At 64.4% G+C, this 15,909-nt stretch carries 14 protein-coding genes and 1 tRNA gene; 8 read left to right on the forward strand and 7 right to left on the reverse strand.

The features are described from left to right. The 4 genes from FJ471_RS24230 to FJ471_RS24245 all read right to left on the reverse strand — a co-directional run. Positions 1-768, reverse strand: a 768-nt coding sequence (locus FJ471_RS24230) for an enoyl-CoA hydratase/isomerase family protein (RefSeq protein ID WP_140807254.1), incomplete at its 3' end; no start/stop codon positions are given. Continuing rightward, positions 761-2,362 (reverse strand): acyl CoA:acetate/3-ketoacid CoA transferase, encoded by a 1,602-nt coding sequence (locus tag FJ471_RS24235; protein ID WP_140807255.1) that lies wholly within the window; start codon positions 2,360-2,362, stop codon positions 761-763. The genes FJ471_RS24235 and FJ471_RS24230, both read right to left, overlap by 8 nt. Further along, entirely contained in the window at positions 2,359-3,375 is a 1,017-nt protein-coding gene (locus FJ471_RS24240; RefSeq protein WP_140807256.1) for a Gfo/Idh/MocA family oxidoreductase, read from the reverse strand. Before FJ471_RS24240 ends, FJ471_RS24235 begins: the two co-directional genes overlap by 4 nt. Then, entirely contained in the window at positions 3,372-4,415 is a 1,044-nt protein-coding gene (locus FJ471_RS24245) for a LacI family DNA-binding transcriptional regulator (RefSeq protein WP_140807257.1), read from the reverse strand. The genes FJ471_RS24240 and FJ471_RS24245 overlap by 4 nt, the downstream gene beginning before the upstream one ends. A 242-nt stretch (positions 4,416-4,657) precedes the next feature. Between FJ471_RS24245 and FJ471_RS24250 the strand changes: the two genes are divergently transcribed. From FJ471_RS24250 to FJ471_RS24265, 4 genes are all read left to right on the forward strand, one after another. Continuing rightward, positions 4,658-5,812 carry a dihydrodipicolinate synthase family protein gene (locus tag FJ471_RS24250; protein ID WP_140807258.1) on the forward strand — a complete coding sequence of 385 codons (1,155 nt, stop codon included), beginning with the start codon at positions 4,658-4,660 and terminating at the stop codon, positions 5,810-5,812. 81 nt (positions 5,813-5,893) lie between these two features. After that, positions 5,894-6,979, forward strand: coding sequence for a GDP-mannose 4,6-dehydratase (gene gmd / locus FJ471_RS24255; protein ID WP_140807259.1), 1,086 nt, complete (start codon positions 5,894-5,896; stop codon positions 6,977-6,979). Positions 6,980-6,989: 10 nt separating this feature from the next. Then, complete coding sequence (locus tag FJ471_RS24260; protein WP_140807260.1) at positions 6,990-7,958, forward strand: GDP-L-fucose synthase; 969 nt, start codon at positions 6,990-6,992, stop codon at positions 7,956-7,958. Next, positions 7,945-9,390 carry a hypothetical protein gene (locus FJ471_RS24265; RefSeq protein WP_246684819.1) on the forward strand — a complete coding sequence of 482 codons (1,446 nt, stop codon included), beginning with the start codon at positions 7,945-7,947 and terminating at the stop codon, positions 9,388-9,390. The genes FJ471_RS24260 and FJ471_RS24265 overlap by 14 nt, the downstream gene beginning before the upstream one ends. Here FJ471_RS24265 and FJ471_RS24270 read toward each other — a convergent pair whose 3' ends face one another. Then, entirely contained in the window at positions 9,391-11,439 is a 2,049-nt protein-coding gene (locus FJ471_RS24270) for an alginate lyase family protein (RefSeq protein ID WP_246684820.1), read from the reverse strand. Positions 11,440-11,915: 476 nt separating this feature from the next. Between FJ471_RS24270 and FJ471_RS24275 the strand changes: the two genes are divergently transcribed. After that, positions 11,916-12,680, forward strand: a complete 765-nt coding sequence (locus FJ471_RS24275) for an SDR family NAD(P)-dependent oxidoreductase (RefSeq protein ID WP_140807262.1) — start codon at positions 11,916-11,918, stop codon at positions 12,678-12,680. A 27-nt stretch (positions 12,681-12,707) separates the two neighbouring features. Beyond that, positions 12,708-13,001: a DUF1330 domain-containing protein gene (locus tag FJ471_RS24280; protein WP_140807263.1), complete on the forward strand. Its 294-nt coding sequence runs from the start codon at positions 12,708-12,710 to the stop codon at positions 12,999-13,001. 98 nt (positions 13,002-13,099) lie between these two features. Here FJ471_RS24280 and FJ471_RS24285 read toward each other — a convergent pair. Beyond that, positions 13,100-13,174, reverse strand: a tRNA-Val gene (locus tag FJ471_RS24285). 127 nt (positions 13,175-13,301) lie between these two features. Beyond that, positions 13,302-13,664 carry a response regulator gene (locus tag FJ471_RS24290; RefSeq protein WP_006199474.1) on the reverse strand — a complete coding sequence of 121 codons (363 nt, stop codon included), beginning with the start codon at positions 13,662-13,664 and terminating at the stop codon, positions 13,302-13,304. 150 nt (positions 13,665-13,814) lie between these two features. Between FJ471_RS24290 and FJ471_RS24295 the strand changes: the two genes are divergently transcribed. Both FJ471_RS24295 and hisN read left to right on the forward strand, forming a co-directional pair. Beyond that, on the forward strand, positions 13,815-14,771 hold the full coding sequence (locus FJ471_RS24295; RefSeq protein ID WP_140807264.1) for an N-formylglutamate amidohydrolase: 957 nt from the start codon (positions 13,815-13,817) through the stop codon (positions 14,769-14,771). A 324-nt stretch (positions 14,772-15,095) separates the two neighbouring features. Continuing rightward, complete coding sequence (gene hisN, locus FJ471_RS24300; RefSeq protein ID WP_140807265.1) at positions 15,096-15,869, forward strand: histidinol-phosphatase; 774 nt, start codon at positions 15,096-15,098, stop codon at positions 15,867-15,869. The last annotated feature ends 40 nt before the right edge of the window (positions 15,870-15,909 follow it).

The following is a 15,909-nucleotide window of genomic DNA, read 5'->3' on the forward strand; positions in this document are numbered from 1 at the left end:
CGTAAAGACCGGCTTCTGCTTGGCCTTGAACGCGCCGACGCCGGCTTTGAGGTCGGCCGTGAGCGCAATGAAGCCGCTGGCCAGCGCCTCGGCCGCGGCTGCGCCTTCCTCGCCTTCGGCAACGCCGATCATCAGCTTGGCGGCCTCCGTCGCCAGCGGGCCGCGCTCGGCGATCTTTTCGGCCCAGGTCCTGGCTTCGTCGAAAGCCTTGCCGGTTTCGACCAGCCGGTCGACGATGCCATGCGCGAGGGCATCGGCCGCCAGGAAAATCTCGCCGCCAATCGCCATCCGGCGCACGATTTGTGCACCGAAGCGGCGCACGGCGCGCTGTGTGCCCGACCAGCCTGGCACGACGCCGATCGAGGTTTCGGGGAAGCCGAGCTTTATCTGCGTCTCGGCGACGCGGAAGTCGCAAGCCGCGGCCAGCTCCAGTCCGCCGCCCAGCGCATGGCCGGACAGAACCGCGATGGTCGGCTGCCGAAGCCGCGCCAGGCGGTCGAAGACGCGGTGGCCGTAGCGGACCCATTGCACCTGGAAATCGGCGGCACTCATCGCGCCCCAGGCCTCGACGTCGCCGCCGGCGCAAAAGCCCTTGCCTTCGCCGCGGATGAGCACGGCGCGGACGCCCTCGGCCAGTTCCGCGTCGTCGAGCACCGCTTCGAGCGCGCGCAGCATCGGGATGTCGAGCGCGTTGAATTTATCCGGACGGCGCAGCGTGACGATGCCGATGGCGCCTTCCCGCTCGAAAGTGACGAGACGCTCAGCCATGCGCGCCTCCGAGCGAAGCGCCGCCATTGAGCGACAGGCCGATCGGCCGGTCCTGATAGAGCGCGGCGGGTGTGGTCTTGAGGTCGTTGGCGACGCCAAGCGGGATCTCGGCCTGCGCCAGCACATCGCGTTCGAGGTCGATGCCTGGCGCCAGCTCCGTCACCATCAACCCGTCTGGCGTCAGCTTCATCACGCAGCGCTCGGTGACATAGGTGATGTCCTGTCCTTGAGCGACGGCGCGTTTTCCCGAGAAGGAGATGTGCTCGACCTCCTCGACCACCTTCTTGACCTTGCCTTCCTGGTCGATGCGGACGCCGCTGTTCGCCAGCGAGAGCTTGGCGCCGGCATTGAAGAAGCCGGAAAAGACGATCTTCTTCGCCCGCGACGTGATGTCGACGAAACCGCCGGCGCCGGCGGTGACATGCGGCCGCGCCGAAAGCTTCGACACGTTGACCGAGCCATGGCGGTCGATCTGCAGGAAGGAGAGCAGCGAGGCATCGAAGCCGCCGGCCTGGAAATAGATGAACTGGTGCGGCGAGGGCATGATCGCCTCGGCATTCGAGGCACAGCCGAACTTGAAGTCGAGCAGCGGCACGCCGCCGACCGCGCCCTGCTCGATCACCCAGGTGACCTTGCCGTGCTGGCCTTCCTCGAGAAGGATGCGCGGCACATTGGCCGAGATGCCGAAGCCGATGTTGACGGCCATGCCGTCGCGCAATTCCATGGCGACGCGGCGTGCGATCACTTTCTGGACGTTCATCTCGGCATTGCGGAAGCTCGATAGCGGCCGGAAGATCTCACCCGAGATCGCCGGATCGTAGGGCGTCAGCGTCGTCTGCAACTGATCCGGCGCGACGACGATATGGTCGACCAGCACGCCCGGCACGCGCACGTCATGCGGCTTCAGCGTGCCGTTCTCGACGACGCGCTTGACCTGCGCAATGACGATGCCGCCATTGTTGCGGGCCGCCAAAGCCTGTTCCAGCCCGCCGAGATAGGCGCCTTCATGCTCGTAGGTAAGGTTGCCGCGTTCGTCGGCCGTGGTGGCGCGGATGATCGAGATGTTGGGCACGATGGCGCGGAAATAGAGCCATTCCTCGCCGTCGAACTGCTGCACCGAAACGACCGGCTCGCTGGCCGCGGCGTTCATGGCGCAGCCCTGGTGGCGCGGATCGGCGAAGGTGTCGAGGCCGACCTTGGTCAGCACGCCCGGCCGCTTGGCGGCGGCCTCGCGATGCATGTCGAACAGGATGCCGGAGGGCACGTTGTAGGCGGCAACGGAATTGTCGCCGATCATCTTCCAGATCTGCGGCGGCTCGGCGGAGGAGGGGCCGGACGGATAGGAGCCGCAGAGCGTGCGCTTCAACAGACCCGGCTTGGCGAGATGGTCGATGCCCTTGATGCCGTACATGTCGCCGGCGGCAATGGGGTGCAGCGTGGTGATCGCCTTCGGATGGCCTTCCGTGTCGAAGCGCTCGCCGATCGCCGCAAGCACGGCGTCCGGGCAGCCGAGGCCGCTCGACGACGATACCGAGACGACCATGCCGTCCTTGATCAGGCTGGCCGCCTGGGACGCGGAAACGATCTTGCTCAATTTCCGCTCCCGAGTTTCGGATCGATCGAAACGGTCTTGCCGGTCTTCGCCGACTGCAAAGCCGCCTCGGCGGAAGCCAGCGACCAGATGCCGTCCTCGCCAGTGGCGGAAGGCTGGCCTTCGCCGCGGATCGCCGCATGGAACTGGCGCAGCGAACGCGTGTAGAGATCCTCGCGGTCGAAATTCAGTTCTTCCTCGCCGCTCGCGCTGCGCAGCAGCACAGAGCCGACCGGCTTCTGCGTCATCACATTGGTGGCGATCAGCGAGCCTTCCGAGCCATGAACCTCGAAGCCGGTGCCGGCGAATTTCGTCGTGAAGCCTTCATGCGATTGCGCGATGACGCCGGATTTGAAGCGCCAGATGCACATGGCGCCATCCTCCAGCCCGCTTCCAGCCATGCCTCCGGACTGCGTGAAGGCCGAAATCTCGACCGGATCGTCGCCGAGCACGAAGCGCAGCGTGTCGGCATCGTGCACAGTGATGTCGAGCACCACGCCGCCGCCGGCTTCCGGCTTTGTAATGCGCCAGCCCTGCAGGTTTTCCGGCAGGAAGACGGAGTGGAAGACGCGCGCCGCGACCGGCTTGCCGATGCGTCCGGCGGCTATCGCCTCGCGCATGGCGCGGTGGGCGCCGGCATTGCGCAGATGATGATTGGTGCCGAAGACGATGCCGGCCTTCCTGGCGACCGAAACCATTTTCTTCGCATCGGCGCTGGTCAGCGCCAGCGGCTTCTCGCACAGCACATGCTTGCCGGCCTTGATCGCCGCCAGACCCTGTTCGAGATGCAATTCGTTGGTGGTCGAGATGTAGACGGCGTCGATGTCCGCGCCGAGCAGCGCATCGAGGGTCGAGACGGCGGCAGGTATGCCGTTCTCGCGGGCATAGGCCTCCGCGCGCTCGGGATTCGAGCTCATCACGGCCGCGATCTCGCCATCGGCCTGCGCGCGGATGGCGTCGATCATGAACTGTTTGGCGATCGTGCTGGCGCCGATCAGTCCCCATCGCACGCTCATGCCGCGTCTCCCACTTGGTTGTTGCGGTCCGGACCGCTGCTTTCCCGCACCACCAGGCTGACGGCGCCGATATGGTCCTCGGCGCGCGTCGTGCGCGACTGGATCATCTTCAGCATGACGTGCGCGGCGCGCTCGCCGAGGCCCGCGGTGTCGACGGCAACGCTGGTCAGCGCCGGGCTGTAGTGCTCGGCCTCGGCGACGTCGTCGAAACCGACGACGGCGAAGTCCGCGCCGGCCTCCAGCTTGCGCCGGCGCAAGGCCAGCATGGCGCCGAAGGCAACCGCGTCGTTGAAGCACAGCGCCGCCGTCGGCGGCTCGGCTGTCGCAAGCGCCGTCTCCAGGCAGGCCATGCCGCCCTTGCGGCTGGTCTCGCCTTCGACGATCAGCCGGTCGGAGGCCGGAATGCCGAGCGTTTCGCAGGCTTCGAGGAAGCCGCCCAGGCGTTCGTGATAGACGACGAGGTCCGATGAGCCGCCGAAGAATGCCAGGCGGCGATGGCCCCTGCGGATCAGATGCTCGGCGGCAAGCACCGCACCGCGATGATTGTCCGGCGCGATCACCGGGATGCGGCTGTCGGGCAGGCGGCGCATGGCGAAGACGATCGGCACGCCGGCCGTTTCAATGCGGCGGAAGGCGCCCGGCGTTGTGCCGCGCGCCGGCGAGACGATCAGGCCGGCGACGCCCTGTTCCATCAGCGACTTCAGCACCTCTTCCTGGCGCACCGGGTTCTCCGCCGTGTTGGCGATGAAGGGCACCACCCCCGCCGCCTGGAAGACGCGCTCCATGCCGACGGCAAGCTCGGCGAAAAACGGGTTGGTGAGGTCGTTGATCACCATGCCGATGACGTTGGAATGCGCCTTGCGCAGATTGGCGGCGCCGCGGTTGTAGACATAGCCTACATCCTCGATCGCCTTGCGCACCTTGACCGCGGTTTCAGGCCGGATCAGCCCGCTGCCCTGCAGCACGAGCGACACCGTCGATTTGGACACGCCGGCCTCGCGGGCGATGTCCAGGATCGTTGCCTTGGCCCGGCTGGCCATCCTCGTCGTGTCTCCGCGTTTTTGAGCAAATTTATTGGAACGTTCTAATCACCGATCCAAATCGGAGTCAATCGCGATTCCAATGGAGGCTAGAAAAATTGATTGAAGCGGTTCAAAATTCCAGAGAATGCAAGGATTCAACCAAGGAGGCGCCGTGCTCCGCCGACTTGGACGCCTTGAATCATAAAGCTTCTTGATTTATTGGAACGTTCCATTTATAGCGACCGCAACGGGAGAGCTCCATGGACATCACCTTGCCTGCGGAAACCGGAGACCGGGTCAGCTACCGGCTCGTCGGCAAACCGGTCGCGCCGAGTGAGGGCGCGCGTTTTTCGCGCATCGCCTATGCCGCCGCCCATGTCGTTGCCGACCCGATCGCGATGACCAATCCCTGGTCGCGGCCCGCGATCGATTGGGACAGGACGATGGCGTTCCGCCATCATCTGTGGCGGCTCGGCTTCCGCATCGCCGAGGCAATGGACACCTCTCAGCGCGGCATGGGTTTCGACTGGGCGAGCGCGAAGGAATTGATCCGCCGCTCGATCTCGGAGGCCAAAACCGTGCCGGGCGCCGACCTCGCATCCGGGGCAGGGACCGATCACCTGGCGCCGGCGGCGGCCAAGACGCTCGACGACGTCATCGGCGCCTATGAAGACCAATTCGCCTTCATCGAGGGCGAGGGCGGCAAGGCGATCATGATGGCGAGCCGCGCGCTGGCGGCGGTCGCTACGGGGCCGGACGATTACGCCCGCGTCTATGACAGCCTGCTCTCTCAAGCGTCGGGCAAGGTCATCCTGCACTGGCTGGGCGACATGTTCGATCCGTCGCTCAAGGGCTACTGGGGCAGCAACGATTTCGACGCGGCGCTCGATACGGTCGTCGCCATCATCAAACGGCATGCGGGCAAGGTCGAAGGCATCAAGAGATCGCTGCTCGATGCCGACAAGGAGGTGCTGCTGCGCGACCGGTTGCCCGAGGGTGTGGTGATGTTCACGGGCGACGATTTCAATTATCCGGAACTGATCGCCGGCGACGGCAGGCGGCACTCGCACGCGCTGCTCGGCATCTTCGACGCCATCGCGCCGGTCGCCAATGCCGCGCTGGCGAAGTTGGCGGAGGGCGATCGTGCTGGCTACGACGCGCTGATGGCGCCGACCGTGCCGCTGTCGCGCAGGATCTTCGAAGCGCCGACCGAGTACTACAAGGCAGGCATCGTGTTCATGGCCTGGCTGAACGGGCATCAGGACCACTTCACGATGGTGGGCGGCATGCAGTCGGCGCGGGGCATATGCCATTACGCGGATATCTTCCGGCTCTCCGACCAGGCCGGCCTGCTGGCCGACCCCGAGCTTGCCACCGCCAGGATGAAGGCCCTGCTGGCAACGGCGGGCATCTGAGCCGATCCCCCGTGCGGGGGATTTGCGTTCCGCCGGCAAATCGTATTCGCTTACCGAAAATAAGCGCGGACGAATATGGCAATGGCGGACAAGGTCGCCCAGGCAGACAAAGTCGCCCTGATCACCGGTGTAACCGGGCAGGACGGGGCGTATCTGGCCGAGCTGCTGCTCGGCAAGGGCTATATCGTCCACGGCGTAAAGCGCCGGTCGTCTTCCTTCAACACCGAGCGCGTCGACGACATCTATGTCGATCCGCATGAGAGCGGCGCGCGCTTTTTCCTGCATCATGGCGATCTGACCGACGCGACCAATCTGATCCGCCTCGTCCAGGAGACGAAGCCCAGCGAAATCTATAATCTCGGGGCGCAAAGCCATGTCCAGGTGAGCTTCGAGACGCCGGAATACACGGCCAATGCCGATGCGCTGGGGACGCTTCGGCTGCTCGAGGCCACTCGCATTCTCGGCCTGGAGAAGTCGGTGCGCTTCTACCAGGCTTCGACCTCGGAGCTTTATGGCGAGGTGACCGAAACTCCGCAGAGCGAGAGCACGCCGTTCCGACCGCGCTCGCCCTATGCGGCGGCCAAGCTTTACGCCTACTGGATCACGGTCAACTACCGCCAGGCCTACGGCATGTTCGCCGCCAACGGCATCCTGTTCAACCACGAGAGCCCGACGCGCGGCGAGACCTTCGTCACCCGCAAGATCACGCGCGCCGTCGCCGCGATCCACCACGAGCTGCAGGACACGCTCTATCTCGGCAATATCGATGCCCGTCGCGACTGGGGCCATGCGCGCGACTATGTCGAGGGCATGTGGCGCATCCTGCAGCATGGCGAGCCCGACGATTTCGTGCTCGCGACCGGCGAGGCCCATTCGGTGCGCGAATTCGTGGAACTCGCCTTCGCCGAGGCCGGGCGCACCGTCCGCTGGGAGGGCAAGGGCGCCGAGGAGGTTGGTGTCGATGCGGCAACCGGCGCCGCGCTGGTGCGGATCGATCCGCGCTATTTCCGGCCGACCGAGGTGAACACGCTGGTTGGCGACGCCACCAAGGCAAGGAAGGTTTTGGGTTGGTCGCACACGGTGGGCTTCAGGGATCTGGTGGCGGAAATGGTCCGGGCCGACCTGGCGCGCATCGGCGGCGCGAGACGTAAGGGTCGTTTCACTTAGAGATAGCGTTATGGACAAGAGCTTCGATCTCAAAGGAAAGCGCATTTTCGTCGCCGGCCATCGCGGCATGGTCGGCTCGGCGCTGGTGCGCCGTCTGGCAGGCGAGGATTGCGAGATCGTGACCGTGGCGCGGAGCGAGCTCGACCTTCTCGACCAAGCCGGCGTGCGCCGCTGGATGGAGGACCGGCGGCCGGACGCGGTGATCATGGCGGCCGCCAAGGTCGGCGGCATCCTCGCCAATGACAGCTTCCCGGTGGATTTTCTTTACGAAAACCTCGTCGTGCAGACCAACGTCATCGAGGCTGCCTTCCGTAGCGGGGTGCAGAAGCTCCTGTTCCTGGGCTCGTCCTGCATCTATCCGAAGCTTGCGCCGCAGCCGATCCCGGAAGACGCGCTACTCACCGGCCCGCTCGAACCCACCAACGAATGGTATGCCGTCGCCAAGATCGCCGGATTGAAACTTTGCCAGGCCTACCGGCGGCAATATGGCGTCGACTACATCTCGGCCATGCCGACCAATCTCTACGGTCCGGGCGACAATTTCGACCTCGACAGCAGCCATGTCGTGCCTGCGCTGATGCGCAAGGCGCATGAGGCGAAGCTTGCCGGGCAAAAGACCCTGCAGGTGTGGGGGTCGGGCCGGCCGATGCGGGAGTTCCTGCATGTCGACGACGCCGCCGACGCCTTTGTCTGGCTTTTGCAGAATTATTCCGGCGACGGCCATGTCAATGTCGGGAGCGGCGAGGACGTCACCATCGCGGAGCTTGCCCGTACCATCGTCTCGGTCGTCGGCCTGAACGCGGAGATCACCTTCGATCCGACGAAGCCGGACGGCACGCCGCGCAAGCTGATGGATGTGTCTCGCCTGTTCGCGACCGGTTGGCGCCCGAAATATGCGCTCCGCGATGGATTGAAACAGACCTATGCGTGGTTCCTCGAGCATGCCGAGAAGGGCGGCATCCGTCTTGGCGCCGTCTGATCCAGCCTCGACACTGATTGCCGCCACCAGGATCGACGGGCTGGGCGGCCGCCTTCTGGCAATGGCGAACGCCAAGGCGCTGGCCGACACCTTTGGTTACCGGTTCGGCTTCACCTGGAGCCGAAGGGGCGCGGCCGAGAAAGTGTTCCACAGCGTCGAGGCCGTCGACAGGATTTTTTCGCCCGATTTCATTGAAAGGCATTGGCTGGGCGAAAAGATCAAGACCTCCGGCTTCGGCATTCTCGACGAGGCCGTTCTCGCCGGGCGCAGCCTCGGCGAGGTCGCCAAGGAGAGGAAATTGCGCGGTTGGATTTGCGACGATCTCCGCATCCTGAGGCATTATCGCGGCGAGCCGACGCAGCTTGTCGGCCAGGCAGCGACATTGCGCAGCTTCGACTATTCGACGGCAGTCAAAGAAGCGATCGCCAAGGCCGATGAAAGTCGTTTTCCGAGCCCGATGGCGGCCCTTCACCTGCGCAGTGGCGACATCGTGCATGGCAGATATCGCGCGAGCCTCGTCTATGCCAGAAAGGTCATCCCCGCGACCCTTGCCAGGGCGATCGTCTCGGAGCTTTCGCGATTGGGCATGGCGACCTTGCTGATCGGGCAGCACCGCGCGACGCTCGACTATCTGAAGGCCGAGACCGGGGCGATGCTGACCGGCGATTTCGGCGCCGACGCGTTCGCGGACGAGACCCTGAAAGCGTTCTTCGAGATGGCGCTGATGGCGCGCTGCCGGCGGATCCACGCGGGACTCAGCATCTACGCCGAGATAGCGTCGCTGATGGGCGATGTGCCTCTCATGCCCTCGTCCTCGCTCTACGATGCGCCGCAAGCAGCCGGGATCATTCTCAACGAATTGAAGAACCACGAGGCGGACTACGATCCGCGTGAAGCCGCCTTCGGCTATCAGTCCGCGTTCCTGGCCATCGAGCAGACCGCTTCCCCCGGCCAAGCGCGAGAGGTCCTGGAGAAGGCACGCGCCCTCGATCGGGACAATGATGCCTATGCGTTGAAGATAGCGTCGGCCTATTTTCGCGAGCGCGACTACGCTTCGGGCGAGGCCGTGTTGAAATCCGTGGTGACGCGGCAATTTCAGGCGCGCCGCAAGATACCGGTGACGATCATGCGGCTGCTTGGAGAGATGCTGTCGCACAGGTATCCCTATGCCACGGATTTCGAATTCTTCTTTGCCGCCGGTGAAGCAGGCTATCCCTATGCCGCGGCATGTTCGGCCTGGATACTCCAGGAAACGGCGGCGGACCGCGAGAGGGCGGTTGCGATGGCGCATCGGGCGGTCAAGGCTGCTCCGGCCGATCCGATCGTGAGGAAGGTCCGGCAACGCATCGTGCAGGGCAAGAGACCGAGGTCCGGGCTGATTGCCAAGGCAAGGTGGCGGATCGCCTGGCTGCGTGGTCTTGGAGCGAGGTAGTCAGGGGCGCCGCCATATCCAGAATGGCGCAATCGCGCAGTCCGGATGGAAGACCGGCTTCGTTGCTTGCGGCTGCGCGCCCGCGGTTTCGTCATGCCGCGCCAGATCGTCCAGCAAGGGCTCGATGCACTCCTTGTCGAAAGTTTCGCCCGGTATCGTGGTCAGCGTATCGGCATGCGCCGCCACCCAGCGCAGAGCTGCGACCAGCCCCTGTCCGTCCTTCGCCCGATATGCCCAGAGATCGTCGCCGAGCGAGGATAGGATTCGCGCCAGCGATGTCCAGCCCTGCAAGGCAAACATTGCGTAGTGCCTTGGGCGGGTGCGCGACAACTCCTCCGGCAAGGAACCGTCGGCCGCAATCTGGTCGGCGATCCTTTCGCGGGCATGGAGGCCTGCCTTCGCAAGCGCCGCGCCGTCACCCAGGAATGCCGCGATGGCGGCCCGCTGCAGGTCGAAGAAAACGCCGTGATTGTTCAGCCGGTAGAATTCGAATTGCGCGGCCGGCGCGGTGTCCAGCCATTCGCAATATGACCGCAGCCATGCCCTGAAGGCCTGACTATCCCGCTTGTCCAGCGCTCCGGCCCGCTCGATGAGCCTGACCGCATCGAGAAAGAAGTAGAGATCCGCGAGCTCGAGGATGCCATATCCCGGGCCTTCATTGTTGTCGCGGCCCCAACGCACCTGCGCGTAGCGCATGTTCGGGTTCATTCTCGTTGCGGGGTCCAGGAACCATGTCCGGACGAGCCGCGCGGCATGATCGGCATAGCGTGGCTCGCCAAGCACGGTCGTCGCCAGGGCAAGCACGGTGGTGTCGTCGAGAAGACGTTGCAGGCGTGTCCGGTCATAGGCTTCGCTGCCCGCCGCATACAATGCAGTGCCGGGGGCGTGCTCGCCGTCGCGCCGGATATAGGGAAGCCCATCCGGCCTGCGCGGATCCGGCCACCAATATGGGGCCGGCTGGAAATAGTCGTGCGGGTCGCCGCTGGGCGCACGGCCGCTCTTGTCCATGACGCTGAACGGACCGCGCAGAAGCGCCTGCTCCGCGCAGGCGCGCAGCTCCTGTCGGACATGCGGGTCCTGCCCTTCTCGGGCCGCGGCGAGCCTGGCCTCGTCGTAATAGGCCAGGCGCGCGGGATCGAGCTTTTGGGCGATCGCGGCGGCGTCGCAGCGGTCGAGCATGGCGACGATCGCCTCGTCGCGCTTGCCCAGCCGCGCGCGGAAACCGGCGCGGCCAATTTCCAGATGCGAATGCCCCGAATCCAGGCGCGCAACCCAGCCAGCAGTCAGGAAAAGCCCGGCATCCGCCGAAAAGCCCGGGCGCGGGAAATCCCATGCGTCGTCGCGAAAGCGGTCCCAAGGTCCGGGGACGCCGAGCCGCCATAGCATTTCGATCTTCGGCCGGCGCCCATAGCCGTATTGTTCGTCGAACAGCTCGGCCGTGTCGCTGCGAAAAATGATCTGCGGCTCTTCCGTCGCGGCCGGCTTGAATGTCTGGTCGAGGACCAGCGCGTTGTCGACGATGCGCGCCATCGGCACGATGACATAGTGAAAATATGGGTTCTGCCCGATCGCCGATCGGATCTCCTGGAAGGCCGACTGTGTCAGATAGCAATTGCCGTCCCAAGGCATCAGCCATCTGGCACGCCCCCGGGTCAGCTCCAATGCCGCGTTGCGCGCGGTGTTGGCGTTCATCACATGGAGGTTCTTGCGGTGGCGGAGATGCGTTTCGTAACGCGATGCATTCTGTCCGCCTGGCCGGCTGTCGGCATTGGTGAACCTGGATTGGTTCCTCGCAAGCCCGTCAGTGTTCCAGGGAACTTGCCGGTAGGCGTCGAGCTCGAACGGGATTTTGTGGAAGCTCTGGCCGCGGCTTTGCAGGAGATCGACGATGCGCGCCTCCTCCTTGGGGTCGACGATGCGGTTGACGATCCAGAATTTCTCGCAGTCCGGGAACTCAGCTTCATTGTCCAGGATGAACCTGACATTGTCGTATGACTGGCCCTTCCTATGCCGCGGCTCCAGGTCATTGCCGATGATGCGGACGAGCATGAAGCTGTCCAGCCCGGGGGCAGACTGCGACGCCTCGTGGGCTCTGCGGGCGGCATCGACGCGCTGTCGTGCCAGGCGATCGCGGGTGGCTTGCCTTGCCGCCCGTTCGCGAATCCGGGCGAGGGTGGCAAGCGGCGCGCCGGCGCGTTTGCCTGCGCGCTTGAGCTCACGATAGACGCGCAACCAGATACGACGCTTTTTCGGGCCAGAGTTCATATGTCGAGACCCGCGATTGGAAATCGCAGTCCGCAGGCCGTTGCCGGCCGACCAAAGAGCAGAGCCCCTGTTGAAATTAGTGCGACCCCCCGCCTTCAGCCTTGCGTAGCCGGTTATTCGGGCCGTGTCACGGTTCTTTCGGCTGCGGACCATGGCGGCTTGCTTCCTGGTGGAGCCTCGGCTTTGGTTGCTCATCTTGCAAAGTGACCGGTCCGAACTGGAGACGGTCCATCAGCGCGATTGTGACCAGAGGTGAGCAAATGGAAGTTCCCGGCTTGAAGGGGCGGGTAGCGGTCATTACCGCGGCCGGTCAAAACATCGGCAAGGCCATTGCCCTGGCGCTGGCCCGAGCGGGGGCGCACATCGTCATAACCGGGGGCAGCGACGCGGCCAAGATCGAGGCCGTCGCTGACGAGGCGCGGTCCCTCGGCGTCGAGGCGCTGGCAGCTGTTTGCGACGGCACCGACGAGATGGCCATGAACGCCTTGATCGAAAGAGCGGTCGCGGAACTGGGCGGCGTCGACATCGCGGTATCCTGCGTGGGGATAAGACCGCATCAACGCATCGAGGAGATCACCTTTCAGGACTGGCAGAGGGTGATCAATACCAATCTCGGATCGGCTTTCATCCTGACCCAGGCGGTGCTGCCGCACATGCGCAGGAGGAGGTATGGGCGCCTGCTCTACATGGCGGGCACGGATGCGCTTTTCCCGCTGGCAAACAGGGCGCATGTCGTCGCCGCCAAGCACGGCATGCACGGACTGGCGAAGGCCGTGGCGCTGGAATGCGGGCCGGACGGGGTGACCGCCAACAGCATTGCCCCGGGATGGCTGGATACCGACAGGAACGCGGCGTGGTATCCCGACCTCGCGGAAACCTACGCGCATGTGAAAGCGACGGTGCCGCTAAGGACGCTCGGCACCGCCGAGGACGTCGCCAATGCCTGCCTCTATCTCGCGTCGGACATGGGCAAGTTCGTCACCGGACATTTGTTGCACATCAATGGCGGCGAGTTCATGGTGTAGCCCGCAATCATCAGGGAGCGCTGCAGCGTGAAGGGATACTGGCTCATCGTCGGAACCGAGATTTCGGACCAGGAGGCGCAGGCCGAATACAGCCGCCTCTGGAAGCCCATCGGCGAAAAATACCAGGCCCGGACCAACACGACCAAGCAGCCGCCTGTGCTCGTCGAGGCGCGCGACGCCAAGCGCATGGTTCTTGTCGAATTCCCGTCGCTGGAGATCGCCAAGGCCTGCTACGCCGACCCGGCTTATGAGGAGGCCATGCGGTTCGCGCTCAAGGCGTCGAATCGCGTGCTCGTGATGTTCGAAGGGGATCTTTGGTAGCCAGCGGACGCAGCGCCACTGGAGGATCGCTACACTCGGCGATTCCGGATAGCTATCGCCATGCGCGGACCGGTCGTCTACTTAAATTATTGGAAGGATGGTGGGCGTGACAAGGATTGAACTTGTGACCCCTGCAATGTCAATGCAGTGCTCTCCCGCTGAGCTACACGCCCATCCGAAGCCGCGCATACACCACTTTTGATCCGGCGCGTCAATAGCGCGAATGTGGAAAGACGGCTTCCGTTTGTCGCATCGGCGAAGTGCTTGCCGACGCAAGCTCCGATGCAGGTCGAAGGCGGCTCAGGCCGCCTGCAGCATCTTCTCGACCTCGTTGACGAGATCGCGCAGGTGGAAGGGCTTCGACAGCACCTTAGCGTCCTTGGGCGCCTTGGAATCGGGGTTGAGCGCGACCGCGGCAAAGCCGGTGATGAACATCACCTTGAGGTCCGGGTCGATCTCGGTGGCGCGGCGGGCGAGCTCGATGCCGTCCATCTCGGGCATGACGATGTCGGTCAGGAGCAGCGAAAAAGGCTCCTCGCGCAGCCGCTCATAGGCGCTGGCGCCATTGTCGAAATCGCTCACCTGGTAGCCGGCGCGCTCCAGCGCCTTGACGAGGAAGCGGCGCATATCGTCATCGTCTTCCGCCAGCAGAATGCGTGCCATCGTGTCCCGTCCGAATCACCCGCCCCAAGCCTGCCGCCGGGCAAGGCCGTTAACCATCCTGTATATGAGGTGGAGCCGGTAAACATCAAGTGAATGAAGGGCATCCAACATGTGGTTCGTGGCGTGGTTTCACCGCCTGAAATGCTGGACATGCCGGGCGCAAGGTGGCAAGTTTTGCGTCATGATGCAGTGCTGTTTCCTGGTTCGTACAAATTGAAGACGGCAGCCGAGGATTTTTCGGTCGTTCCACCCTTCGAAATCCGATCGGGCGCCGAACAGCGCGTCCCTTTCCTGTTCAATTCACCGCATAGCGGCCGCCACTATCCGGAGCGCTTCCTGGCCATGGCGCGCCTCGACCGCAACGCCATACGCAGGTCGGAAGACTGCTATGTCGAGGAGCTTTTCGGCGGCGCCGTGCCGCTCGGCGCGCCGCTGCTGGCGGCCAATTTTCCGCGCGCCTATCTCGACGTCAACCGCGAGCCGTGGGAACTCGATCCGCGCATGTTCGCGGAGCCGGTGCCGTCCTTCTGCAACATCCGCTCGGCGCGCGTCGCCGGCGGGCTGGGCACGGTGCCGAAGCTGGTCGGCGAGGGGCTCGATATCTATCCCAGCCGCCTGCCGCTGGCCGAGGCCGTGGCGCGCATCGAAGCGGTGTACAAGCCTTATCACGAGACGCTGAAGCGGCTCCTGACCAGGACGCATGCCAGATTCGGCTATGCCGTGCTGATCGATTGCCATTCGATGCCGGCCTCGATCCGCGTCGGCGACAATGGCGTGCGGCCCGACTTCATCATCGGCGACCGGTTCGGCATCTCGGCCTCGCCGGCGCTCACCGAAATGGCGATCAGCCTGCTTGTCGGCATGGGCTACACGGTCGCGCACAACAAGCCCTATGCCGGCGGCTTCATCACCGAGCATTACGGCAGGCCGGCGCGGCATCTGCATGCGCTGCAGGTCGAGGTCAATCGCGGGCTTTACATGGATGAACGGACGTTCCAGAAATCGGCAGGCTTCGACGCCTTAGCCTGCGACCTGACCCGCTTCTCGGCCGACCTGATGTCGATGCCCGACCATCATTTCGTCGATTTGCCGCTCGCGGCGGAATAACGCAATCCGGACGGAAAACCGCTTCAAACTTTTCCTGGAATTGCTCGAAAAAAAGACCGCATCGTTTTCACGACACGGTCGAAGTCTAGGGAGGAAACGCCCAAGGAGGGCATGGACAGGAAAACCTGTCCGATGACAAAATTATTGTGCGCCGCACAAATGTCAATCGACAGCGGGCTTTTTTAATTCAATATGATGTGGAAATTCCGCTTCGGCGGCTCAGATGTGGCATTCGGGCAACAGAAAGCGGGCGCCTGACCGGTTTTCAGCGCGCCTGTTCTGCGAGAAAGAGCGGCTGGCAAGAGCCGCGATGGGGAGAACGAGTTGGATATCAGCACCGATTTCATGCGGCGCATCGCGCATGCCGCCGCCGCCGAGACCTTGCCGCGCTTCCGCAGCCAGGGGACGGTCGCCAACAAGGAGGCGGGAAGCTTCGACCCGGTAACGGAGGCCGACCGCGAGGCCGAGCGCGTCATCCGGGCGCTGATCTCCGCCGAATATCCCGAGCATGGCATCCTCGGCGAGGAGCATGGCAGCCAGAACCTTTCCAGCCGGCATGTCTGGGTGATCGATCCGATCGACGGCACCCGCGCCTTCATTTCCGGCATCCCGGTCTGGGGAACGCTGGTCGGGCTGACCGTCGATGGCGATGCGGTCGCCGGCATGATGTCGCAACCTTTCACCGGCGAGTTGTTCTACGCCAACGCTTCCGGTTCGCACTACGAGGGACCGGGCGGCCCGCGCAGGCTCGCGACCCGCAAGACGACCGATCTTGCGCAAGCGACGCTGTTCACGACCACGCCGGCCCTGTTCAAGGGCGATGCGCGCAAGCGCTACGACCAGTTCGAGACAAAGGTCCAGCTCGCCCGCTATGGCACCGATTGCTATGCCTTCGCCATGCTGGCGGCCGGCAGCATCGACATCGTCGCCGACCCGGGCCTGAAGCCCTACGATATCGTCGCGCTGATCCCGCTCATCGAGAAGGCCGGCGGCGTCATCACCACTTTCGAAGGCGGTCCGGCCGAGAAGGGCGGCGACGTACTGGCGGCCGCGACGCCAGAACTGCACGCGGCGGCGATGGCGGCGCTGCGCGGTTGATCCACGGCGCCGCGACGGTCGGCCGCCGCAGGATTTCGAT

The organism is Mesorhizobium sp. B2-7-1 (assembly GCF_006440735.1).
Lineage (GTDB): Bacteria > Pseudomonadota > Alphaproteobacteria > Rhizobiales > Rhizobiaceae > Mesorhizobium.